This is a genomic window from Corynebacterium meridianum (genome assembly GCF_016342265.1).
Lineage (GTDB): Bacteria > Actinomycetota > Actinomycetes > Mycobacteriales > Mycobacteriaceae > Corynebacterium > Corynebacterium meridianum.
Genome location: NZ_JAEIOS010000015.1, coordinates 207,261 through 226,723, shown reverse-complemented (window position 1 = coordinate 226,723; position 19,463 = coordinate 207,261). Strand labels below are relative to the sequence as shown.

Annotated in this window: 18 protein-coding genes; 11 read left to right on the top strand and 7 right to left on the bottom strand. The window is 67.9% G+C overall.

Annotation, left to right across the window (positions count from 1 at the left end):
- The first annotated feature begins 108 nt into the window (after positions 1 to 108).
- The 5 genes from fepB to JDV75_RS10995 are packed head-to-tail and all read left to right on the top strand — an operon-like array spanning position 109 to position 5,146.
- The gene (gene fepB / locus JDV75_RS11015; RefSeq protein ID WP_198739290.1) at positions 109 to 1,149 is read left to right on the top strand and encodes a Fe2+-enterobactin ABC transporter substrate-binding protein; all 1,041 of its coding nucleotides are present in this window, start codon (positions 109 to 111) and stop codon (positions 1,147 to 1,149) included.
- A gap of 16 nt (positions 1,150 to 1,165) precedes the next feature.
- Positions 1,166 to 2,227, top strand: coding sequence for a FecCD family ABC transporter permease (locus tag JDV75_RS11010; RefSeq protein ID WP_232958466.1), 1,062 nt, complete (start codon positions 1,166 to 1,168; stop codon positions 2,225 to 2,227).
- 29 nt (positions 2,228 to 2,256) lie between these two features.
- Positions 2,257 to 3,282 carry a FecCD family ABC transporter permease gene (locus tag JDV75_RS11005; protein WP_336244337.1) on the top strand — a complete coding sequence of 342 codons (1,026 nt, stop codon included), beginning with the start codon at positions 2,257 to 2,259 and terminating at the stop codon, positions 3,280 to 3,282.
- 50 nt (positions 3,283 to 3,332) lie between these two features.
- On the top strand, positions 3,333 to 4,250 hold the full coding sequence (locus JDV75_RS11000; protein ID WP_198739289.1) for an ABC transporter ATP-binding protein: 918 nt from the start codon (positions 3,333 to 3,335) through the stop codon (positions 4,248 to 4,250).
- Positions 4,247 to 5,146: a siderophore-interacting protein gene (locus JDV75_RS10995; RefSeq protein WP_248097189.1), complete on the top strand. Its 900-nt coding sequence runs from the start codon at positions 4,247 to 4,249 to the stop codon at positions 5,144 to 5,146. The genes JDV75_RS11000 and JDV75_RS10995 overlap by 4 nt, the downstream gene beginning before the upstream one ends.
- A gap of 137 nt (positions 5,147 to 5,283) precedes the next feature.
- Here JDV75_RS10995 and JDV75_RS10990 read toward each other — a convergent pair whose 3' ends face one another.
- Both JDV75_RS10990 and pta read right to left on the bottom strand, forming a co-directional pair.
- The gene (locus JDV75_RS10990; RefSeq protein ID WP_198739288.1) at positions 5,284 to 6,492 is read right to left on the bottom strand and encodes an acetate kinase; all 1,209 of its coding nucleotides are present in this window, start codon (positions 6,490 to 6,492) and stop codon (positions 5,284 to 5,286) included.
- Positions 6,492 to 7,871, bottom strand: a complete 1,380-nt coding sequence (gene pta, locus JDV75_RS10985) for a phosphate acetyltransferase (RefSeq protein ID WP_418884403.1) — start codon at positions 7,869 to 7,871, stop codon at positions 6,492 to 6,494. Before pta ends, JDV75_RS10990 begins: the two co-directional genes overlap by 1 nt.
- A 470-nt stretch (positions 7,872 to 8,341) precedes the next feature.
- Between pta and JDV75_RS10980 the strand changes: the two genes are divergently transcribed.
- Together JDV75_RS10980 and JDV75_RS10975 are read left to right on the top strand one after the other, a co-directional pair.
- A complete protein-coding gene (locus JDV75_RS10980) occupies positions 8,342 to 9,706 on the top strand; it encodes an FAD-dependent oxidoreductase (protein ID WP_198739286.1) in 1,365 nt (454 codons plus the stop codon).
- Positions 9,707 to 9,808: 102 nt separating this feature from the next.
- Entirely contained in the window at positions 9,809 to 10,339 is a 531-nt protein-coding gene (locus JDV75_RS10975; protein ID WP_418884402.1) for a GNAT family N-acetyltransferase, read from the top strand.
- Positions 10,340 to 10,377: 38 nt separating this feature from the next.
- Here the strand turns inward: JDV75_RS10975 and purT are convergent, their stop codons facing one another.
- The gene (purT, locus tag JDV75_RS10970) at positions 10,378 to 11,601 is read right to left on the bottom strand and encodes a formate-dependent phosphoribosylglycinamide formyltransferase (RefSeq protein ID WP_198739285.1); all 1,224 of its coding nucleotides are present in this window, start codon (positions 11,599 to 11,601) and stop codon (positions 10,378 to 10,380) included.
- A 192-nt stretch (positions 11,602 to 11,793) separates the two neighbouring features.
- Here purT and JDV75_RS10965 point away from each other — a divergent pair, with 192 nt between their 5' ends.
- The 3 genes from JDV75_RS10965 to JDV75_RS10955 all read left to right on the top strand — a co-directional run bounded on the left by JDV75_RS10965 (position 11,794) and on the right by JDV75_RS10955 (position 14,838).
- On the top strand, positions 11,794 to 12,306 hold the full coding sequence (locus tag JDV75_RS10965) for a phosphoribosyltransferase (protein WP_198739284.1): 513 nt from the start codon (positions 11,794 to 11,796) through the stop codon (positions 12,304 to 12,306).
- A 97-nt stretch (positions 12,307 to 12,403) separates the two neighbouring features.
- Positions 12,404 to 13,264 (top strand): ABC transporter ATP-binding protein, encoded by an 861-nt coding sequence (locus JDV75_RS10960; RefSeq protein ID WP_198739283.1) that lies wholly within the window; start codon positions 12,404 to 12,406, stop codon positions 13,262 to 13,264.
- Positions 13,261 to 14,838 carry a hypothetical protein gene (locus JDV75_RS10955; protein ID WP_198739282.1) on the top strand — a complete coding sequence of 526 codons (1,578 nt, stop codon included), beginning with the start codon at positions 13,261 to 13,263 and terminating at the stop codon, positions 14,836 to 14,838. Before JDV75_RS10960 ends, JDV75_RS10955 begins: the two co-directional genes overlap by 4 nt.
- Positions 14,839 to 14,900: 62 nt before the next feature.
- Here the strand turns inward: JDV75_RS10955 and JDV75_RS10950 are convergent, their stop codons facing one another.
- Positions 14,901 to 15,335 (bottom strand): DoxX family protein, encoded by a 435-nt coding sequence (locus JDV75_RS10950; protein ID WP_198739281.1) that lies wholly within the window; start codon positions 15,333 to 15,335, stop codon positions 14,901 to 14,903.
- Between the two features lie 216 nt (positions 15,336 to 15,551).
- The gene (locus JDV75_RS10945) at positions 15,552 to 16,841 is read right to left on the bottom strand and encodes an adenylosuccinate synthase (protein ID WP_198739280.1); all 1,290 of its coding nucleotides are present in this window, start codon (positions 16,839 to 16,841) and stop codon (positions 15,552 to 15,554) included.
- Between the two features lie 106 nt (positions 16,842 to 16,947).
- Here JDV75_RS10945 and JDV75_RS10940 point away from each other — a divergent pair, with 106 nt between their 5' ends.
- A complete protein-coding gene (locus JDV75_RS10940) occupies positions 16,948 to 17,850 on the top strand; it encodes a diacylglycerol kinase catalytic domain-containing protein (protein ID WP_198739279.1) in 903 nt (300 codons plus the stop codon).
- A gap of 16 nt (positions 17,851 to 17,866) precedes the next feature.
- Here the strand turns inward: JDV75_RS10940 and JDV75_RS10935 are convergent, their stop codons facing one another.
- Positions 17,867 to 18,058, bottom strand: coding sequence for a hypothetical protein (locus JDV75_RS10935; RefSeq protein ID WP_198739278.1), 192 nt, complete (start codon positions 18,056 to 18,058; stop codon positions 17,867 to 17,869).
- A 188-nt stretch (positions 18,059 to 18,246) separates the two neighbouring features.
- Positions 18,247 to 19,401, bottom strand: coding sequence for an FUSC family protein (locus tag JDV75_RS10930; protein WP_198739277.1), 1,155 nt, complete (start codon positions 19,399 to 19,401; stop codon positions 18,247 to 18,249).
- Positions 19,402 to 19,463: the final 62 nt, after the last annotated feature.

Here is a 19,463-nt window from a genome sequence, read left to right as displayed (position 1 = left end):
CTCCTGCCGTCCGCCTCCCGTACCGACACATTCCCTGTCGCCGGTGCGGACCTCAGTGGGTGACGACCACTTCGACAACGACAGGGGTGTGATCAACCAATGGTGAAGATGGCAAGGCACGCGACCACCGTGCTCACCGTGGCGGCACTGGGTGTGGCCACCATGACCGGATGCTCCGGTGGGGACGGAGCCACGACGCCCGACACGACATCAACGGCCTCGGGGACGACGGACAGTGCCGGTGGTTCCGGTGCTCCCACCGCAGAGACTGCGGCGGTGTTTCCCCGCACGGTGACCGACGCCAAGGGTGAGGTCACCATCGAGGAGAAGCCGCAGCGCATCGTGTCCACGTCCCCGTCGATGACCGGGACGCTGCTTGCGCTGGGGGTTCCGGTAGTGGCCACCGCCGCGGCACCCGTCACGGATCTGACCGACGACGACGGGTTCTTCATGCAGTGGGCGGAGGTCGCCCACGAGCGTGGGGTGGAGGTCGCCTACCCGCGGCTCGACATCAACCTGGACGCCGTCGACTCGTTCAGCCCGGATCTGATCATCGGTTCGGTCGTCGGCGGTGACGCCGTGAACGACGAATATGCGCAGCTGCAGGACATCACGACGACGGTGATGGTCGACTACATCGACATGTCCTGGCAGGAGCAGACCCGCATGCTGGGGGAGGCCACCGGAACCGAGGAGAAGGCCGAGGAGCTCATCGCCGACTACGAGGAGAAGGTGAAGCGGGCCGCGGCGGAGATCACCCCGCCCACCCAGCCCGCGATCGTCGGCTTCTACCGCGCGGCGGAAGGGCTCGCGGTCCCGGGCCCGGACACCCAGCACGGTCAGATCCTGCAGGACCTGGGCATCACCGTCACGGACGTCCCCGAGGAGACGTCGACGCAGGTACGACCCGACATGCGCATGGTCAGCCGGGAGAACATGGCGGCGGCACTGGCCGACGTCGGCAGCGTATTCCTCATGCAGACCGGAACCGAGTCACCGGTGACCGCGTTCGCCGGGGACCCGCTGGTTTCCACGGTCCCCGCCGTCGAGAAGGAAAACGTCTTCGTCTTCGGCGAGTACTCCTGGCGCCTGGACTACTACTCGGCTCTGCTGACCGTCGACTCCCTCGTCGAACAGCTGACCGGCTAGATCAGCACAGTTCACGATGCCGATTCCCCGGAACAGTGCCCCCACCGCCGATCCACGGAACCAGCAGCGGGCAGTCCACCACCGCGGCCGGATGTGGGCGGTGATCGCCGGGAGCCTCGGCGTGGTGCTCACGGCGACCCTCGCCGGGCTGTTCACCGGTTCGCATCCGGTTGAACCGTCGGTGGTCATCGGGGCGATCACCGCCTTCGACCCGACGAATCCGGACCATCTCATCATCGTGAGGTCACGGCTGCCCCGGATCGCGCTGGGGATCGTCGTCGGTCTGTGCCTCGGCCTCGCCGGCGGCCTGATCCAGGCCCTGACCCGCAACCCCCTCGCCGATCCGGGCATCCTCGGAATCAACGCGGGGGCGTCACTGGCCGTGTGCATCGCCATCGGATACGCCGGGGTCAGCACCGTGTCCGGGTACGTGTGGTGGGCGTTCGCCGGAGCGGCCATCGTGTCCGTGGTGGTGTACCTGCTGGGTTCGGTGTCCCGGGGTGCGGCGTCCCCGGCGCGGCTCGCCCTCGCGGGAGCTGCGTTCACCATGGCGTTGAGCTCCGTCATCTCGATGATCCTCCTCAGCAACTACACCGTCTTCGAGCATTTCCGGTTCTGGGCTATCGGTTCCCTGCAGGGCAGGAGCCTCGACGTACTGACGGCCGTGCTGCCATTCATTGTCGTCGGTTGTCTACTAGCCCTCCTCCTGGCCCGTCCCCTCAACGCGATGGGGCTGGGGGAGGAATCGGCGGTGGGCCTCGGTGTCCGGATCGGCCTGGTCCGGCTGAGCACCGCGGTCGCGGTGGTCATGCTGGCCGGCGCGGCCACCGCCGCGGCGGGCCCGATCTCCTTCGTGGGGCTCGCGGCACCGCACCTCGCCCGACGACTGACCGGACCGGACAACCGGGTGCTCATGCCGGCGATCATGGCGATCGGAGCTGCGCTGCTGGTGGCCACGGACGTCGCGGGCAAGGTGATCATCGCCCCCGCGGAACTGCAGACGGGTATCGCCACCGCACTGCTCGGCGGGCCGGTGTTCATCGCGCTGGTGCGCTCGCGGAGGGCGGTGAACCTGTGAATCCCGGAAACCGGAGGATAAGTGGCTCGGTGATCCACGCAGTACGCGTCGGGCCGGCGTCCGTCACCTATTCCCCGAGGGGCACGGTCATGGGTGTCCTCGGACTGGTCATCCTCGTCGGCGTCGTTTTTCTCGCTCTGCTGTCGGTCCGCGCCGAGCTGTCACCCGAGCAGACCCTGCGGGCGGTCGTCGGCGACGGTGACGCGCGCAGCGTCCGGTCCATCCAATCGCGGGCGCTACCCAGGGCGCTGACGGCGACGTGTGTCGGCGGCCTGCTCGGCGTGTCCGGTGCGGTGTTCCAGTCCCTGAGCCGCAACGTCCTCGGTTCACCGGACATCATCGGGTTCACCGCCGGCGCAGCCACCGCCGCCGGACTGACCATCCTGTTCGTGTCCCCCGACGTGTTGCCCGTCGCGATCGCCGCGACGGCGGGTGGCCTGCTCACGGCCGCGGTCGTCTACACGCTCGCCCGAACCCGCGGTTCCGCGAACGGGATCCGGTTGGTGCTCGTCGGAATCGGGGTCGCGGCGACGGTGTCGGCGGTCCTGGACTTCATGCTGCTGACCTCGGAGCTCAGCCTCGCGACCCAGGTCCAGGACTGGCGGGCAGGATCCCTGTCCGGTCGTGGCTGGGAACACGCCCGATCGGTGTTTCTCGCCGCCACCGTCCTCCTCCCCGGTCTTGCGGTGCTGCGGCGTGCCGTGGACACGATCGAGCTCGGTGACTCCGCGGCGTACGGTCTCGGTGTGCCGGTGGAACGAACCCGGCTCGCCGCGATCATCCTCGCGACGCTGGCGGCCTGCATCGCAACGGCGGTCGCCGGCCCCATCGCGTTCATCGCCCTGGCCGGCCCGCACATCGCACGATTCATCACCCGCATCCCCGGGGTCACGATCCTCCATTCGTTCATCACCGGCGCGGTGCTGCTCCTGCTCGCCGACCACGCGACCCAGCACATCGACATCGGCCTGCGTACCCCTGTCGGTCTCGTCACCGGTGTACTCGGCGGCGGGTATCTCCTGCTGCTGCTCACCCGCCCGAACACTAGGACCTGACAGATGCCACCCACCCGCCCCACACCGAAGACAGGAGACGGCAACCGAGGATGACGGAGAAGACACGACACCACAGGTCCGCCGACGGACGGTCACCGGATCCCGCGGAACCGGTCCGCCTCGCGCTGGAGAACGTCACCGTCGGCTACGACGGGGACCCCATCATCCGTGACCTCACCCTGGATCTCCCCCACCTGGAGTTCACCGCGATCATCGGCCCCAACGGTTGCGGCAAATCGACGCTGCTGAAGACCTTCTCCCGCATGCTCAGACCCAGTCAGGGCCGCGTTCTCGTCGACGGCAGGGACATGTCGCGGATGTCGACGAAGCGTATCGCGCGCGCCGTCGGAGTCCTGCCACAGTCCCCGATCAACCCGGAGGGCATCACCGTCGCCGATCTGGTCAGTCGGGGCCGCTACCCGCACCAGCACATCCTTTCCCAGTTCTCCGCCGCGGACGAACGTGCCGTCGATGACGCGCTCATCCACACCGGTCTGGCGGAACTCGCTGGGGCACGGCTCGACGAGCTCTCCGGCGGGCAGCGGCAACGCGCCTGGATCGCGATGGTGCTGGCCCAGGACACCCGGGTGATGCTCCTCGACGAGCCGACGACCTTCCTGGACGTCTCCACCCAGGCGGACGTCCTCGATCTGTGCGCCTCCCTGCACGCCCGGGGCCGGACCCTCGTCGCGGTGCTGCACGACCTGAATATGGCCGCCCGCTACGCCACCCACGTCATCGCCATGAAGAGCGGCAGCGTCATCACCCGGGGGCATCCGGAGGACGTGTTCACCCTCGACATGCTCCGCGAGGTGTTCGACCTCGACGCCCGGATACTGCGGGATCCGGACACCGGCAGGCCGCTCATCGTGCCCCGTACCCGGCGTGGCGCCGCACGCCGAGATGGGCCATCGACGGCCCACGATCCATCGGATAAACCGGACAATCCCCGAGAGGAACAGCCGTGACGAATGACCAGACCACCGACGCAGAGAGCCATGTCACCCCGGGCGCGGCGAACCGCTTCGACACCGGGCGGCCCCCGGTCCACCTGCGCAACAGTGAACACGACCGGGACATCGACGACCACACCGCGGTGATCACCTCGGTGTCCGGACCCTGCCCGTCGATCGTGCGGATCACCGCGAAAATACCCGGGTCGAGCGCCAATCCGGCGTGGAACAGCGCCAACGTCGCGATCCGGCTGTATCTGTCGGAACGGTACGGAAACCACACCCGCGTCTACACCGTGCGTGACTATCTCGCGGACACCGAGGAAATCGTCGTCGACATCGTGCAGCACGAACACGACTCCCCGATGATGCTGTTCAGCCGCGACGCCCACACCGGCATGGAGTTCTCGCTCACCGGTCCCAGGGTGCACTTCGGCGTCCCGCAGCACGACCCCGGTGAGCCGGTGGCACTGTTCGCCGACGCCACCGCCATCCCCGCGCTCGTGAGCATCTTCGACCACGCCGACGGGGAACTCACCGGCGAGCTGTATCTCGCCACCGGGGACAGTGCCGCCGTCGACGAGATACCCATCCCTGGCGGCCTCCGGTTGACCCACATCGATCCGGCGGACACCGACGACCCCCGGCCGTTGGAGACTCACGCGAGAGAACTGCCGGAACCCACCTCGTACGTCGTGTGGGCGGCCGGGGAGCGCGCGGAGATGGCCTCGATCCGCAGCTACCTGCGCAAAGAGGTCGGCATGGACAAATCCCGGGTTGCCGTCGCCGGCTACTGGCGCATCGGCGTGGGCAACGACGAGATCGACCGGGCCCGCAAGAGGTTCTACGAGAAGAGGCTCGCCGAGGGCGCGAAACTGGAGGACTTCAACGACCTCGACGTGGGTATCTGACGCCGGGAACAGGTGCCGCGTGCGGGATCGCGGGGCTCCCCGGGTGTCCTCCTCACGGAACGGTGTCTGCGCACCATCAGATCGAGCACGGTGGGGGACGGTGATGCACCGTCTCCCACCCACCGTGCCGCGTGGACTCAACGGCTGCGGTTGGCGAGCTCGACCGCGTAGCGGGCGATGGCCAGCTCCTCGTTCGTCGGGATGACGAATACCTTGACCGGGGAGTCGTCGGTGGAGATCTCCCGGGCGAGGCTGCTGCGTTCGGCGTTGCGCTCCGGGTCGATCCGGATGCCGAAGTTCTCCAGGTTCGCCATCGCGTCCGCGCGCACGTTTGCGGCGTTCTCGCCGACACCGGCGGTGAACGTGATCGCGTCGACCCGCCCGAGGGCGATCATGTAGCTGCCGATGTAGCGGCGCAGCTGGTGGATGTAGACGTTGTAGGCGAGGAACGCGTCCTCGTTGTGCTCCTCGATGAGCTCACCGAGTGCGCGGAAGTCGTTGACCCCGGAGATGCCCTTCACACCGGAGTCGCGGTTGAGCAGGCGGTCGATCTCGTCGATGGACATGCCCGCGGAGCGGTGCAGGTGGAAGACGATACCTGGGTCGATGTCGCCGGACCGGGTCCCCATGACGAGGCCCGCGAGCGGCGTCATGCCCATGGAGGTGTCGATGGCGCGGCCGCCGCGGACCGCGGTCGCCGATGCCCCGTTGCCCAGGTGCAGGGTGATCTGGTTGACCTCCTCGGCGGGCCGACCGAGCATCTCCGGGACATGCCTGGAGACGTACTCGTGGCTGGTCCCGTGGAAGCCGTAGCGTCGGATGCCGTGCTCCGCCGCGACGTCCTTGTTGATGGCGTAGAGCGCGGCCGCCGGTGGCATCGAGTGGTAGAAGCCGGTGTCGAACACCGCGACGTGCGGGACGTCGGGGAGGATCCGACGGGCGACCTCGATGCCGTTGATGTTCGCGGGGTTGTGCAGGGGCGCGAGGGGGATCAGGTCCCGGATCATGCCGAGGATCTCGTCGGTGATGATCTCGGGTGAGGAGAACAGGATGCCGCCGTGGACGACGCGGTGGCCGACGGCGGTGATCTCCACCTCTGCGGGGCCGCAGCCGTGTTCGTTCATCAGCTCGAACGCCATGTCCAGACCGACGTTGTGGTCCGGAATCGGCGCGGTGGTGGTGTGGGTCTCCCCCGCGTACTTCAGGGTGACCCGCCCCTCCGGTTCGCCGATCTGCTCGACGAGGCCGGAGGCGAAGGGCTCATCGGTGGCGTGGCGCTCCGGATCGACCAGCTGGAACTTGATCGACGACGACCCCGAGTTGAGGACGAGTGCGAGGTCGGACATTACTTTGCTCCTGCCTGGATCGCGGTGATGGCGACGGTGTTGACGATGTCACGCACGGTCGCGCCACGGGAAAGGTCGTTGACGGGTTTCTTCAGGCCCTGCAGCACGGGGCCGACGGCGAGTGCGTCGGCGGTGCGCTGGACCGCCTTGTACGCGATGTTTCCGGCCTCGAGGTCGGGGAACACGAGGACGTTGGCCCGACCGGCGACGGCGGATTCGGGCATCTTCTTCTTCGCCACCCCGGGGTCGATGGCGGCATCGAACTGGAGGGGCCCGTCGACGGCGACGGACGGATCGAGTTCCCGGGCGGCGGCGACGGCCCGGGCCGCGCGGTCGACGTCCTCGCCGCTGCCGGAGCTGCCGGTGGAGTACGACAGCACGGCGACCTTCGGGTCGATACCGAACTGTGCCGCCGTGCGGGCGGAGACCACGGCGATCTCGCCGAGCTCAGCGGCGGTGGGATTGGGCATGACGGCACAGTCGCCGAAGGACCACAGCTTGCCCTGCAGCACCATGAGGAAGATGGAGGACACGAAGCTCACGCCCGGCGCGGTCTTGATGATCTGGAGCGAGGGCTTGATGGTGTGGGCGGTGGTGTGGGCGGCACCGGACACCATGCCGTCGGCGCGGCCGGTGTGGATCATCATGGTGGCGTAGTAGGAGATGTCCCGCATGGTCTCGCGCGCCTGCTCGAGGGTGACGCCCTTGGCCTTGCGCAGTTCGGCGAACTCCTCGGCGAAGACCTCGGCGTCGGGGTCGGTCAGGTGGTTGACCAGGTGTGCGGCGGAGAGGTCGAGCCCGAGATCCGCGGCCCGACGTCGGATGTCCTCCACATCGCCGAGGATGGTCAGCTCGCAGACGTCCTGCGCCAGCAGCTGATGCGCAGCGGTCAGGATCCGGTCATCCTCGCCTTCGGGCAGGACGATGTGGGTTCGCTTCGCGCGCGCCTGGCCGAGCAGCCAGTGCTCGAACAGTGCGGGGCTCATCACCGGTTCCGGGGTGCTCTCCCCCAGCTCGGTGGCGATGGCGTCCAGCGCGGAACCGTCCGCCGGGTCGGCGACGGTGATGACGGTCGCGCCGTGTTCCTCCGCCTCTGCGACGGCGAGGTCCGCGAGCGTCGAATCCGGTCCCGTGGCGATGAGCAGAGGTACCCCGAGTGCCGCGGCACACCGGGAGTCGAAGGAGACGCTTCCGGTGCCGACGAGCAACGGGGTGCCCGCCCCCAGCGGATCCGAACCGATGACGCCGGACACCGTCACGTCTCCGGCGATGAGCGGGCGGACCTCCAGACCCAGGCGCTCTGCGAGGGATTCGGTGTCGATCTCGTTGAGGTTGCGGCCTGCTGCGGTGAGCAGCACGGGGCGGGGTGAGGAAGTCACGTGGAGTCCTTTCTGTGTGTCGCGCGGGCGCATGCGGCCACAGCGTGACGCGTCATGCGGCCGGGACACCTGCATTGTGGCACAGGCTGGCCTCTGTCATTGTCTGTGATTCACTACATAGTTTAGACGCGGAAACTCCGCCCGACACCCGTTACCGGGGACCCGGGCCGATTCGGAACGGCACGGCGCGGAGAAAGTCCCGGAAACACCCCTGCACACAGCCCCGTTTTCCCCGGGCGTGAGGTTCCACACCTTCCGGCCGCGAGGCACCCCTATCCCCCGCCGCCCGACCCTTGAGAAGCCCATCAGGTCTCCGATACGCACAACTGCGGTAAAAAAGTGACCCGGACTACCGCCATCGGCGGCCGTGAAGGATATCCTGGCATGATTCCGCACCGACCGCGTACAGTAGTCAGAGCTGTCTATTTTCCGTTCTGTCCTCGACGATTTCACCAAGGATGTCCACTGATATGTCTCGTCCCCTCCGGGTAGCCGTGATCGGAGCCGGCCCAGCCGGCATCTACGCCTCCGATCTGCTGATGAAGTCCGACACCGATGTCACCATCGATCTATACGAGCGCATGCCCGCGCCGTTCGGTCTGATCCGCTACGGCGTCGCCCCCGACCACCCGCGCATCAAGGGCATCGTCATGTCACTGCACAAGGTGCTGGACAAGCCGGAGCTGCGACTCCTCGGCAACGTCGACATCGGCAGGGACGTCACCGTCGAGGAGCTGAAGGAGTACTACGACGCCGTGGTCTTCTCCACGGGTGCGACGGGCGACCGGGATCTCGACATTCCCGGCTCCGATCTCCCCGAGCACTACGGCGCCGGAGAGTTCGTCGGTTTCTACGACGGCAACCCGGACTTCTCCCGCGAGTGGGACCTGTCCGCGAAGTCCGTCGCTGTCGTCGGTGTCGGCAACGTCGCACTCGACATCGCCCGCGTCCTCGCAAAGACTGGCGACGAACTCCACGTCACCGAGATCCCGGACAACGTCTACGAGTGCCTGAAGAACAACCAGGCCACCGAGGTCCACGTCTTCGGCCGGCGCGGCCCCGCCCAGGCGAAGTTCACCCCGTTGGAGCTCAAGGAGCTCGACCACTCCGACACCATCGAGGTCGTCGTCGACCCCGAGGACATCGACTACGACGAGGCCTCGATCGAGGCCCGCCGCAATTCGAAGACCACCGATCTCGTCTGCTCCGTCATCGAGCAGTACGCGATCCGCGACCCCAAGGGCGCTCCGCACAAGTTGTTCATCCACTTCTTCGAGTCCCCGGTCGAGATCGTCGGTGAGGACGGCCACGTCGTCGGGTTCACCACCGAGCGCACCGAACTCGACGGAACCGGCAATGTCCGCGGCACCGGCAAGTACACCACCTGGGACGTCCAGGCCGTCTACCGTGCCGTGGGTTACCGTTCCGATCCGGTCACCGACGTCCCGTTCGACACCGTCCGCAACGTCATCCCGAATGACGGCGGACACGTCCTCGACCCGGAGTCCGGCGCACCGATCGCCGGCTACTACGCGACCGGCTGGATCAAGCGCGGTCCGGTCGGTCTCATCGGCAACACCAAGGGGGACGCCAAGGAGACCACCGAGATGCTGCTGGCCGACTGGGCGAACGGCACCCTGACCCCGGCCGCCAACCCGGATGAGGATGCCGTCCTCGAGTTCCTCAGCGGCAGGGGCATCGAGTACACCACGTGGGATGGCTGGCACCGCCTGGACGCCGCGGAGCGTAAGGCCGGCGAGGCCGAGGGCCGCGAACGCAAGAAGATCGTCGAGTGGGAGGACATGGTCGCCCACGCCAAGGCGAAGCAGGACTAGCCTCACGCACACCGACTCCGCGTCCCGTCGCCACCCGTGCCCTCCGCGGGGAACGGGGCTTCGCGGTTTTCGGGGCATCCCACCGGGACCGGGGTGACGCGGGTGGCTGACAGTATGCTCGAGGGAATGAACACCTACTTCACCGTGTCCAATCTGAACCAGATGAGCGCCCTCGAGGTGCACCGCATCTACAAGCTGCGGGTGGATGTCTTCGTCAACGAGCAGCAGTGCCCCTACGCGGAGATCGACGACACCGACGCGCTACCGGACACGTTCCACATCCGGGCCAACGACCGTGCCGGCGCCCTGGCCGGCTACGCCCGCATCCACCCGGACACCGGTGCCGGGTTCCGGGCGAAGTGCGGCGGCGGGGTCGACATCGACGATGACCGCGTTCTCTGGCAGTTCGGACGGTTCTGCCTGGCCCCCGGCTCACGCGGTACCGGGCTGGGCGCCGCGATCATGAAGGATGCGCTGAAGCTCGCGAAGGAGCAAAACCCGGACGCAGATGTCGCGCTGACCGCGCAGACCCCGCTCCGGGACTACTACGAGAGCTACGGGTTCCGGGTCTGCGGTGACGAATTCGACTGGGACGGGATGATGCACCTGCCGATGGTGCGACCGGCGGGCTGAACGACCCCCTCCCCTCCGGAGCCCTCCGGGCTCCCGGCTCAGTACCGGTCGGAGGTGGCGTGGACCTCGACGGCCGCGGCCGCGGCGGTGGCCCGCTCGCGGGCGGTGGAGGTGTCCTCGGCGGTGGCCAGCGCGACGCCCATCCGGCGACGGGTGAACGCCTCCGGCTTGCCGAAGAGCCGGACGTCCGCCTCGGCCACGGCGAGTGCGGCCCCGAGGCCGCTGTAGCTCACGGCCGGGGCATCGACGCCGCCGTAGATGACGGCGGAGGCACCGGGTGAGATGAGGGTGACGTCGATCGGCAGGCCGAGGATCGCGCGGGCGTGGAGATCGAACTCGGAGAACCGCTGGGACGCCATGGTGACCATGCCGGTGTCATGGGGTCGGGGTGAGACCTCCGAGAAGTAGACGTCGTCACCCAAAACGAACAGTTCCACGCCGAACACCCCGCGCCCGCCGAGGGCGTTGGTGATGCGCGCGGCGACGGATCGGGCGTTGTCCGCGGCGGCGGAGCTCATCCGCATCGGCTGCCAGGACTCGACGTAGTCGCCGTCCTGTTGGCGGTGGCCGATCGGCTCACAGAACCAGGTCGCCGGTTGGCCGGTCGCCGGATCGATGGAACGCACGGTGAGCAGCGTGATCTCGTAGTCGAAATCGACGAACCCCTCGACGATGACGCGCTCGCCCGTGACCCGGGCCCCGGCCCGCGCATGCTCCCAGGCACCGTCGACGTCGTCCGCGGAGCGGATGACGCTCTGGCCCTTCCCGGAGGAACTCATGACGGGCTTGACCACGCACGGGTAGCCCATCTCCCCGACCGCCTCGACGAACTCCGCGTGGGTGGAGGCGAAGGCGTATGTGCTGGTGGGCAGGCCGAGCTCCTCGGCAGCCAGGCGACGGATACCCTCGCGGTTCATGGTGAGCCGGGTGGCGCGCGCGGTGGGGACGACCGTCGCGAGTCCCTCCTCCTCGATCCCGACGAGGGCGTCGGTGGCCAGGGCCTCGATTTCGGGGACGATGAAGTGCGGACGGATCTCGTCGACGAGTGACCGCACAGCCGTCGCATCGGTCATGTCCAGGGTGTGGTGGGAGTGGGCGACCTGCCCCGCAGGCGCACAGTCGTACCGGTCCGCCGCGTGCACCTCGACCCCGAGACGCTGGAAGGCGATCGTGACCTCCTTGCCCAGTTCACCTGCCCCGAGCAGGAGAACGCGGGTGGCTGAGCCGGTCTGCGGTGTGCCGATCATCTCGGGGGTGTACATGTGCCGTGTCCTCACGTCGCTCGGGGTCTTTCTCGTGGTGCAGTATCGCACAGGGACGGACGCCGCGGGGTGAGACGGCGCGCGCCCGCATCCCGTGCCGGTCGACCACCGGGTCCTCGGGCACACCGGTACCACCGTCCGGTGGAGCACCGGTGTGCGGCATCGCGGGACCGGAACCGCTACCATCAACCCATGGCCTACCATGCAGACTCGACCGATCTCGAGACCAAGGAAATTCTGACCTGGGAGGGCTTCGGTGCAGCCTCCCGGGAACTCGCCCAGATCGTGGTGGACAGCGACTTCGATCCGGAGATCATCATCGCCGTCGCCCGCGGCGGCCTTCTGCCGGCGGGCGCGCTGAGCTACGCGATGGGGGTGAAACTCGCCGACACGATGAACGTCGAGTTCTACACCGACGTCCACGAGACCCTGCCCGACCCGGTTCTGCTGGAACCCCTGCTGGACACCTCCGCGATCGCGGGTAAGAAGCTGCTCGTCGTCGACGATGTCGCCGATTCGGGTCGGACGCTCGCACTCGTCCTCGAGATCCTCCAGAAGGCCGGCGCGGAGTGTCGTTCCGCCGTGCTGTACGGGAAGTCGCAGTCGGTGATCCGTCCCGACTTCGTGTGGAAGCACACCGACGAGTGGATCGTGTTCCCGTGGTCGGCCGAGCAGCCCGTGGTCCCGTCCACCGAACAGGATTAGCCGTTCGCTGCGGGCGGACCGCGCCTCCCGTCAGCCCACGGGTTGATTCCGACGGGAACCCTTGCGTCCCCGTTCCGGAGAGACGCACACTGTCTCCATGACCCTTCCCACCGATTCAGCCCATCTCGATCCACTGAACCCGGATCCCACGTTGGTGGCGCTCGCCTGGCGCGGTGTCACCAAGCGCTTCGGGGACAACCCCGCCGTCGCGGATCTTTCCCTCGACATTCCCCACGGGAGTTTCTACGGGATCGTCGGCCCCAACGGCGCCGGGAAGACCACCGCGATCACCATCGCCACGGGCCTGCTCCGCCCGGACACCGGTGCAACCTGGGTGTGCGGCGCCGATGTCTGGGGTGGCGGCGCCCTCGAGGCGAAGCGGGCCTACGGCCTGCTCGCCGACGGCCTGCCGACGTTCGACCGGCTCAGCGGAGCCGAGTACCTCGAGTATCTCGGGCGACTGCGGGGGATGGACCCGGAAACCATCGCCGAGCGCGCCCACGGCCTGTTGGACGCCCTGGCCCTGACCGACGCCGGGGAGAAGCTCATCGTCGACTATTCGGCCGGTATGACGAAGAAGATCCTGCTCGCGGGCGCGCTGCTGCACCGTCCACGGATCCTGATCCTGGATGAGCCCTTCGAGGCGGTCGACCCGGTCTCCGGCCGGGTGATCCGCTCGATCCTCAACGCCTTCGTGCGCGGCGGCGGCACCGTCGTGATGAGTTCCCATGTCATGGAGCTGGTGGAGGGACTCTGCGACCATGTCGCGCTGATCGCCGGTGGCCGCGTGGTCGCCTCCGGGACCGTCGATGACGTCCGGGGCGGAGGATCACTGAGTGACGCGTTCATCAACCTGGTCGGCGGCGGCGAACTCGACGAGGGGTCCCTCGGCTGGCTCGGATCGACCGAGGCCCAGGAGGGGCCCGGCGCCGGGGATGACCCGGGTGATGCCCGGTGACCCGCACACTGATCCAGCTCCACCGCACCCTGCGGAAACGGTCCCTGAAGGCGCAGCCGTCGCAGTGGTTCATGATCATCTTCATCTGGCTCTACGGTGTGATCGGGGCACTGTCCCTCGGCGGGCTGACCCTCAACGAGCAGCTGACCGGGAACCAGTCCGCGCTCTCCCTCTCACTCGGTGTGGGTGTGCTGGCGTACTGGGTTCTCGCGTTCATCTACCCGTCCAGCGAGAACCAGCTGACCCCCGGCTGGTTCGCCCCGCTGCCGGTGGCGGCCCGGGAACTGCTGCCGGGTTTCATTCTGGCCGCGTTCCTCCAGTCCCGCGGTTACCTCGCGGTACTCAACTCGGTGATCACGTTCGGCTTCGGCACCGCCGGGCTGGTGCTCACGGGCCACGCGTGGGTCATTCTGTTCTGGTTCCTCGCCGTCGTCGCGGCTCTCGCGTTGAGCATCTGCGGCGCCGAGGCGTGGATCGTGCTCGGTGTACTGTCCGGTGGCCGCTCGCGGCGGGAGAAACTGTCCATGGCCAGCGGCGTGGTGTTCATCCTCATCATCATCGGCTTCAATCTGGTGGTGAACTCGGCGATCGGGGTGGACACCGCGAGGATCACCCGGATTCTCGGCTACACGCCCTTCGGCGGGGCGGGCGGTGCCGCGGGCAGCCTCGCGGACGGCGCCTGGGGAACCGCCGTACTGCAGGCGGTCATCGGCGTCGTTCTGCTCCCGATGCTCTGGGGGGCGTGGCACCGGGCCCTGACCAGATCGTTCACCCAGGTGACCGAAACCGGTTCCGGTGCCCAGACCCGGCCGCGGGGCCGGCTGATGCTGCCCGGAGTTCCGGCGACCGTCGGCGGAGCCGCCTACTCCCGCGCACTCCTGTACTGGGTACGGGACTCGCGGTTGCTCTACAGCCTGGTGTCCCTGCCGTTGTTCTCGGTGTTCTTCCTCGTTCTCGGGGCGACGAACGAGGACAGCAGCATGGAGTGGTTCGGGGCGTACATGATGGCCGCGGCAGCGACCCAGTACGTCGCCAACGCCTACGGCTACGACGGACCGGCGAACTGGGTGCACATGACCACCGGTGTCCCGGCTCGGGCGATGGTGCGGGCCCGGGCTGCGGTGGCGGCGACCATCTCCGTCCCCGCGGTGGTGCTCTACGACACCGCGCTCGGGGTGATCAGCGGGTTCTCCCCCCTGTGGGTGCTGACGACGGTGACGACGATCGGTGCCGTCCCCGCGGCGCTCGGCTTCGGGTCACTGCTCAGCGTGTTCAATCCGTTCCCCGCGGCCCGGCCCGGGACGAACCCGATGAAGGACCGGTCCGGGTATTCCGGTGCCGCGTTCATCGCGGCGTTCGGTGGTCTGCTCGGTGTCTGGCTGCCGCTGGTGCCGGGGATCATCATGATGGTGATCGGCCGGGGTGACGGCGTCGCGTCGCCTTTGTTCCTCGGCGGTGTCGCCTGGATCGCGGTCGTCACCACCGTCGTGTACGTGGTGGGTACCGGGGTGTCGGCCCGGAAGTTGGACAGGTCATGGCCGGAGATCTTCGCGAAGGTCCGCAGCTACGCCTGAGAACGTGAGGGCCCCGATCCGGCTACCGGATCGGGGCCCAAAACGTTTGGCGTGTGCCGTCGTCAGATGCGGTCTGCGGGGGTGCCACGTCCCGTGCGCCCGAGTGCGGCATCCAGGCTGTACCGTCCCGCGCCGGTCACGGCGAGGGCGACGCCGATGGCAGACAGCATGAGGGTGTACTCGATGCCGCCGTCGGTGTTGAAGAATCCGTTGGCCAGGTGCACCGTGACCATCGCACCCGCCATGACGACGGCGGCGGCGATCGCCGCGATGCGGGTCGCGATACCTGCGATGAGCGCGAGTCCGCCGAGGAGCTCGACGATGATGGCGATCCACGCCATGATTTCGGGGGCGGGGAGGCTCGACATGTTCGCGAATGCGGCGCCGGTCTGGCCGGGCCCCATCAGGAAGAGCTTCTGGAAGCCGTGCGCGGTGAGGATACCGCCGAATACGAGGCGGATGATCAGCAGACCGATATCGGTCGGGGTACGGGTCATGGTTGCTCCTTGGTTGGGTTGTCCCATCCCGGCATCCCGGAATGGGTGATGCTGTTCTTTTTTCACATCTTGTTGACACAACCACAAAACGGCGAGATCTATTCCCGCCTCCAGGGGATCCCTGAAAAAATACCCTGTGACCAGTCGCGGACACCGGACACGGACACGAAAGAACCCCGCGCCCGAGGGTGCGGGGTTCTTCCAGCGGAGTGCCGGTCAGGACTCCATCACGTCGTTGATCACGATGGTCTGGTCACGACCCGGGCCGACACCGACATAGGAGATACGGCAGCCGGACAGCTCCTCCAGGCGGTTCAGGTAGTCCTGCGCACGCTGCGGCAGCTCCCCGAAGGTCCGGCACCCGGTGATGTCCTCGTCCCACGCGGGCATCGTCTCGTAGATGGGCTCGGCGTGGTGAAAATCGGACTGGCTGGTGGGCATCTCGTCGAAGCGCCTGCCGTCCACGTCGTAGGCGACGCAGATCGGGATCTCCCCGATACCGGTCAGCACGTCGAGCTTGGTCACGAACAGGTCGGTGAAACCGTTGACCCGGCTGGCGTAACGCGCGACGACCGAGTCGTACCAGCCGCAGCGGCGCTTGCGTCCGGTGTTGACGCCGACCTCGCCACCGGTGGTCTGCAGGAACTCGCCCCACTTGTCGAACAGCTCCGTCGGGAACGGGCCCGCACCGACGCGGGTGGTGTAGGCCTTGATGATGCCCAGGGAGGAGGTGATCCGGGTCGGGCCGATACCGGACCCGACACACGCCCCACCGGCACTCGGGTTCGAGGACGTCACGAAGGGATAGGTGCCGTGGTCGACGTCGAGCATCGTCGCCTGGCCGCCCTCCATGAGCACGTGCTTGCCCTCGTCGAGGGCGCGGTTGAGCTCCAACTCCGCCTCAATGACCATCGGGCGGAGACGATCAGCATAGGACAGGAAGTAGTCGACGATCTGCTCCGGGTCAATGGCCTTGCGGTTGTACATCTTGACCAGGATCTGGTTCTTCACGTCCAGCGCCGAGGTGACCTTCTGGCGCAGAATCGACTCATCGAAGATGTCCTGCACCCGGATACCGACGCGGGAGACCTTGTCCGCGTAGGTCGGGCCGATGCCACGCCCGGTGGTGCCGATGGCACGCTTACCCAGGAACCGCTCCTGCACCCGGTCAAGGACCTGGTGGTACGGCGCGACGACATGGGCGTTGGCGGAGATCCGCAGCCGGGAGGCGTTCGCCCCGCGGGCCTCGAGACCGTCGATCTCGTCGAACAGGGCCTCCAGGTTGATCACGACGCCGTTGCCCAGGACGGGGACGGCGTTCTCGCTCAGGACACCCGCGGGCAGGAGCTTCAGCTCGTACTTCTCACCGCCGACGACGACGGTGTGACCGGCGTTGTTCCCGCCGTTCGGCTTGACCACGTAATCGACCTGGCATCCGAGGATGTCGGTGGCCTTGCCCTTACCCTCGTCGCCCCACTGGGCGCCCACTACAACAATTGCGGCCATGTTCTAACACGCCTCTTCCGATAGCTCGACAGCTTCGCCGCGGCGAGCGCGGCACAGACGTCTCACAATCCTACCCCTCACGTCCACGCGCGTATCATCTTTGACCATGCGAGTGCTCTTCCTGGTCTGTGGCGGCTCCGACGATCTTCCGGTCAACCGGTCCGTGCTCGACGACGTCCGGGGGCTCCACGGTGTCGACGCCCTCGAGGTGCTGGAACTCCCCGACGTCCCGACGCGCAGGGATCTCACCCCCCTCGACGAGGCGGCGCGCGCCGTTCTCCCCGTCGACCCCACCCCGAGCCTGGACGAGATCGCGAAACGGCCCGACGTCGACCACCTCGGGACCCCGGAACGTGCCCCCCAGGAGCCGGAGGAGGTGCTGCGGGTGGTCGTCTGCGGCACGGATGCGGCCCTGTCGGCGGTGCTGACCCGGTTGATGCGCTCGGACCGGATGTGGGTCGAGGTCGGGTACGTCCCGGTCGATCCGGGTTCCCCGGCGGCGGCCAATTTCGGGCTTCCCTCCGATCCCCTCGACGCCCTCGCCCTGGCGCTGGGCGGGCACGTCCACCCGGCTCCGCTGATCCGGGACGATTCCGCGGTCGCGGTCGCCGGCAGCGCGACGGTCTCCTGTTTCGATCCCGCGGCGGAGATGACCGGGGAGGTCATCGTCGACGACGACACCCTGCTCAACCACCGGGCGGGTCGGAGAGCTCCCCGCACCGGCCGCTACGGCGCCCGGCTCGTCCCCATGCTCGACGCCCCGGGGATCGCCGCCGTGGTCGCCGACACCCCCCTTGAGCCGGTGCGCGGCGGCTTCGCCGACCGGATCCTCCGGCGGGCGCGGCCGTCGGGGACGGTGGATCCCACCACCCTGCGCACGGGCCGGGCACTGCAGGCCGGCGGGCCGGACCTGCGGATCACGGTGGACGGTGTCTCCCGGCCCCGCCCCGCGGAACGGGTGACGTTCTACCGGCACCTGCGGGACCTGCAGATCGTCCGGCAGCCCTGACCCGTTCCGCCGGCACTCAGGAGGCCGGGTCCCCCTGCTTCTTCGCACGGGCGATGATCGCGACGAGCACGATCGCCGTGCTGACCGCCAGAACGGCGAATCCGCCGGTGAGCTGCCAGCCGTTGACCAGCAGGTTGGTGACGAGGACGAGCACCAGTGCGGCGGAGGCCGCCCACACGGGACGTGACTGGAGGACGTTCCGGTCCATGATCGTTGCACTTGCCTCTCTCCCCTGCACGGGGCACGGTGGGTTATTTCTGACCACGACAATAATCCGGCTGTCCCAGGCTTTCGAGGGTTTCATTCCCGCCGCGGAACGGACGCCGGCGGGCGGGTGGCGTAACCGGCTGGACCCCGTACAGCAGGTTTCCCGGCGCTCCACGCAGCCGGGTGGGGCTACACCTCGGGATCGACGTGCGGGTGCGCGCTGGTCGGTGCCAGCGCGGCCTGCGCCGACTTGCGGGACATGCCGCAGATCTGCAGAAGATCGACGATGATCGAGCGGGACTGGCCGAGGATCATCTGCGCGGAAAGCACCTTCTTGTCGGCGACCTCCGGACCTGTCATCGCGCCCAGCACGCGGAGCCGCCGGACGAGCTGGGGGATCCGCTCGGATGTGCCGACCCGCTCGCCGCGGGCGAACAGGTCCCCGAGCGCCGTCATGACGTCCGCGATCTCCTCGAGGACCGCTATCTGTCGGGCGCTGACGTCGTCCCCGTCCTCGGTGAGCACGAGCGCCCGGCGCGCGAGAACCCGCGTGTTCCGCATCGCGTTGTCCACCGGGTTGAGGATCCGCATGAGTGACTTCACCCGGCGCCGGTTCCGCCAGTGCAGCGGGGAGACCGTCGCCGCCTCCCTGCCGGTCTTCGCGGCGGCGATGAGATTGTTGATGTTCGCCTGGGTGCCACGCGCCTCCTGCAGTGCGGCGTTGATCCCCTTCGTGTTGCCGTCCGCAAGGTCGACGGCGACCTCCTTGAGGACGTGGCCGGCGATGGTGAGGATGGTGGCGATCTCCTGCCGTCCCCCGCGCAGCGGTGAGTTCGGGATCAGCGCGATGACGATGATGCCGACGGTGCCGCCGATGAATGCGTCGAGCATCCGGTCGATCCCGCCCGAGGTCCCGGGCGGGAAGATCGTGGCGATGAGCACGACGCCGATGGCCGCCTGCGTGGAAACGAGGGGGGATTTGTCCACGAGCACGGCCACCGTCAGCGCGAGGAGCACGATGAACGTCATCTGCCAGGTGCCTGTGCCGAGCCACGTGACCAGGAGGTCACCGATCCCGACGCCGAGGGGCACGCCGATGTTGAGTTCCACCGCGCGCCGCAGGCGGTCGCCGCCGGTGAGCCCGATGACGATGATCGCGGCCATCGGCGCAAAGAACACCGACTCGTGGCCGAAGAGGTTCACCGCGACCCACCAGGACAGGCCAGCGGCTATGCCGCCCTGCAGGATGGAGACCCAGCTGAGTCGGAGTCGTTGGATACCGGGGCGCAGCAGTTCCTTCACCGCGGTTGCCGGGTTGGGCACGGAGGATGTTCGCCTGGCCATCTGTTCAGGATAGTTTCTTTCGGGTCGACGGTGTCCCGGTCGGATCCCGTCGGGTGGGGCGA

Bases quoted from the DNA above. Each gene is read 5' to 3' on its own strand.
- JDV75_RS10930 (WP_198739277.1), bottom strand. From the start codon at position 19,401: ATGGCCAGGCGAACATCCTCCGTGCCCAACCCGGCAACCGCGGTGAAG.
- JDV75_RS10935 (WP_198739278.1), bottom strand. From the start codon at position 18,058: ATGGACCGGAACGTCCTCCAGTCACGTCCCGTGTGGGCGGCCTCCGCC.
- JDV75_RS10990 (WP_198739288.1), bottom strand. From the start codon at position 6,492: ATGTCCGACCTCGCACTCGTCCTCAACTCGGGGTCGTCGTCGATCAAG.
- fepB (WP_198739290.1), top strand. From the start codon at position 109: ATGGCAAGGCACGCGACCACCGTGCTCACCGTGGCGGCACTGGGTGTG.
- JDV75_RS10960 (WP_198739283.1), top strand. From the start codon at position 12,404: ATGACCCTTCCCACCGATTCAGCCCATCTCGATCCACTGAACCCGGAT.
- JDV75_RS10980 (WP_198739286.1), top strand. From the start codon at position 8,342: ATGTCTCGTCCCCTCCGGGTAGCCGTGATCGGAGCCGGCCCAGCCGGC.
- JDV75_RS11010 (WP_232958466.1), top strand. From the start codon at position 1,166: ATGCCGATTCCCCGGAACAGTGCCCCCACCGCCGATCCACGGAACCAG.
- JDV75_RS10950 (WP_198739281.1), bottom strand. From the start codon at position 15,335: ATGACCCGTACCCCGACCGATATCGGTCTGCTGATCATCCGCCTCGTA.
- purT (WP_198739285.1), bottom strand. From the start codon at position 11,601: ATGTACACCCCCGAGATGATCGGCACACCGCAGACCGGCTCAGCCACC.
- JDV75_RS10965 (WP_198739284.1), top strand. From the start codon at position 11,794: ATGGCCTACCATGCAGACTCGACCGATCTCGAGACCAAGGAAATTCTG.
- JDV75_RS10940 (WP_198739279.1), top strand. From the start codon at position 16,948: ATGCGAGTGCTCTTCCTGGTCTGTGGCGGCTCCGACGATCTTCCGGTC.
- JDV75_RS11000 (WP_198739289.1), top strand. From the start codon at position 3,333: ATGACGGAGAAGACACGACACCACAGGTCCGCCGACGGACGGTCACCG.
- JDV75_RS10945 (WP_198739280.1), bottom strand. From the start codon at position 16,841: ATGGCCGCAATTGTTGTAGTGGGCGCCCAGTGGGGCGACGAGGGTAAG.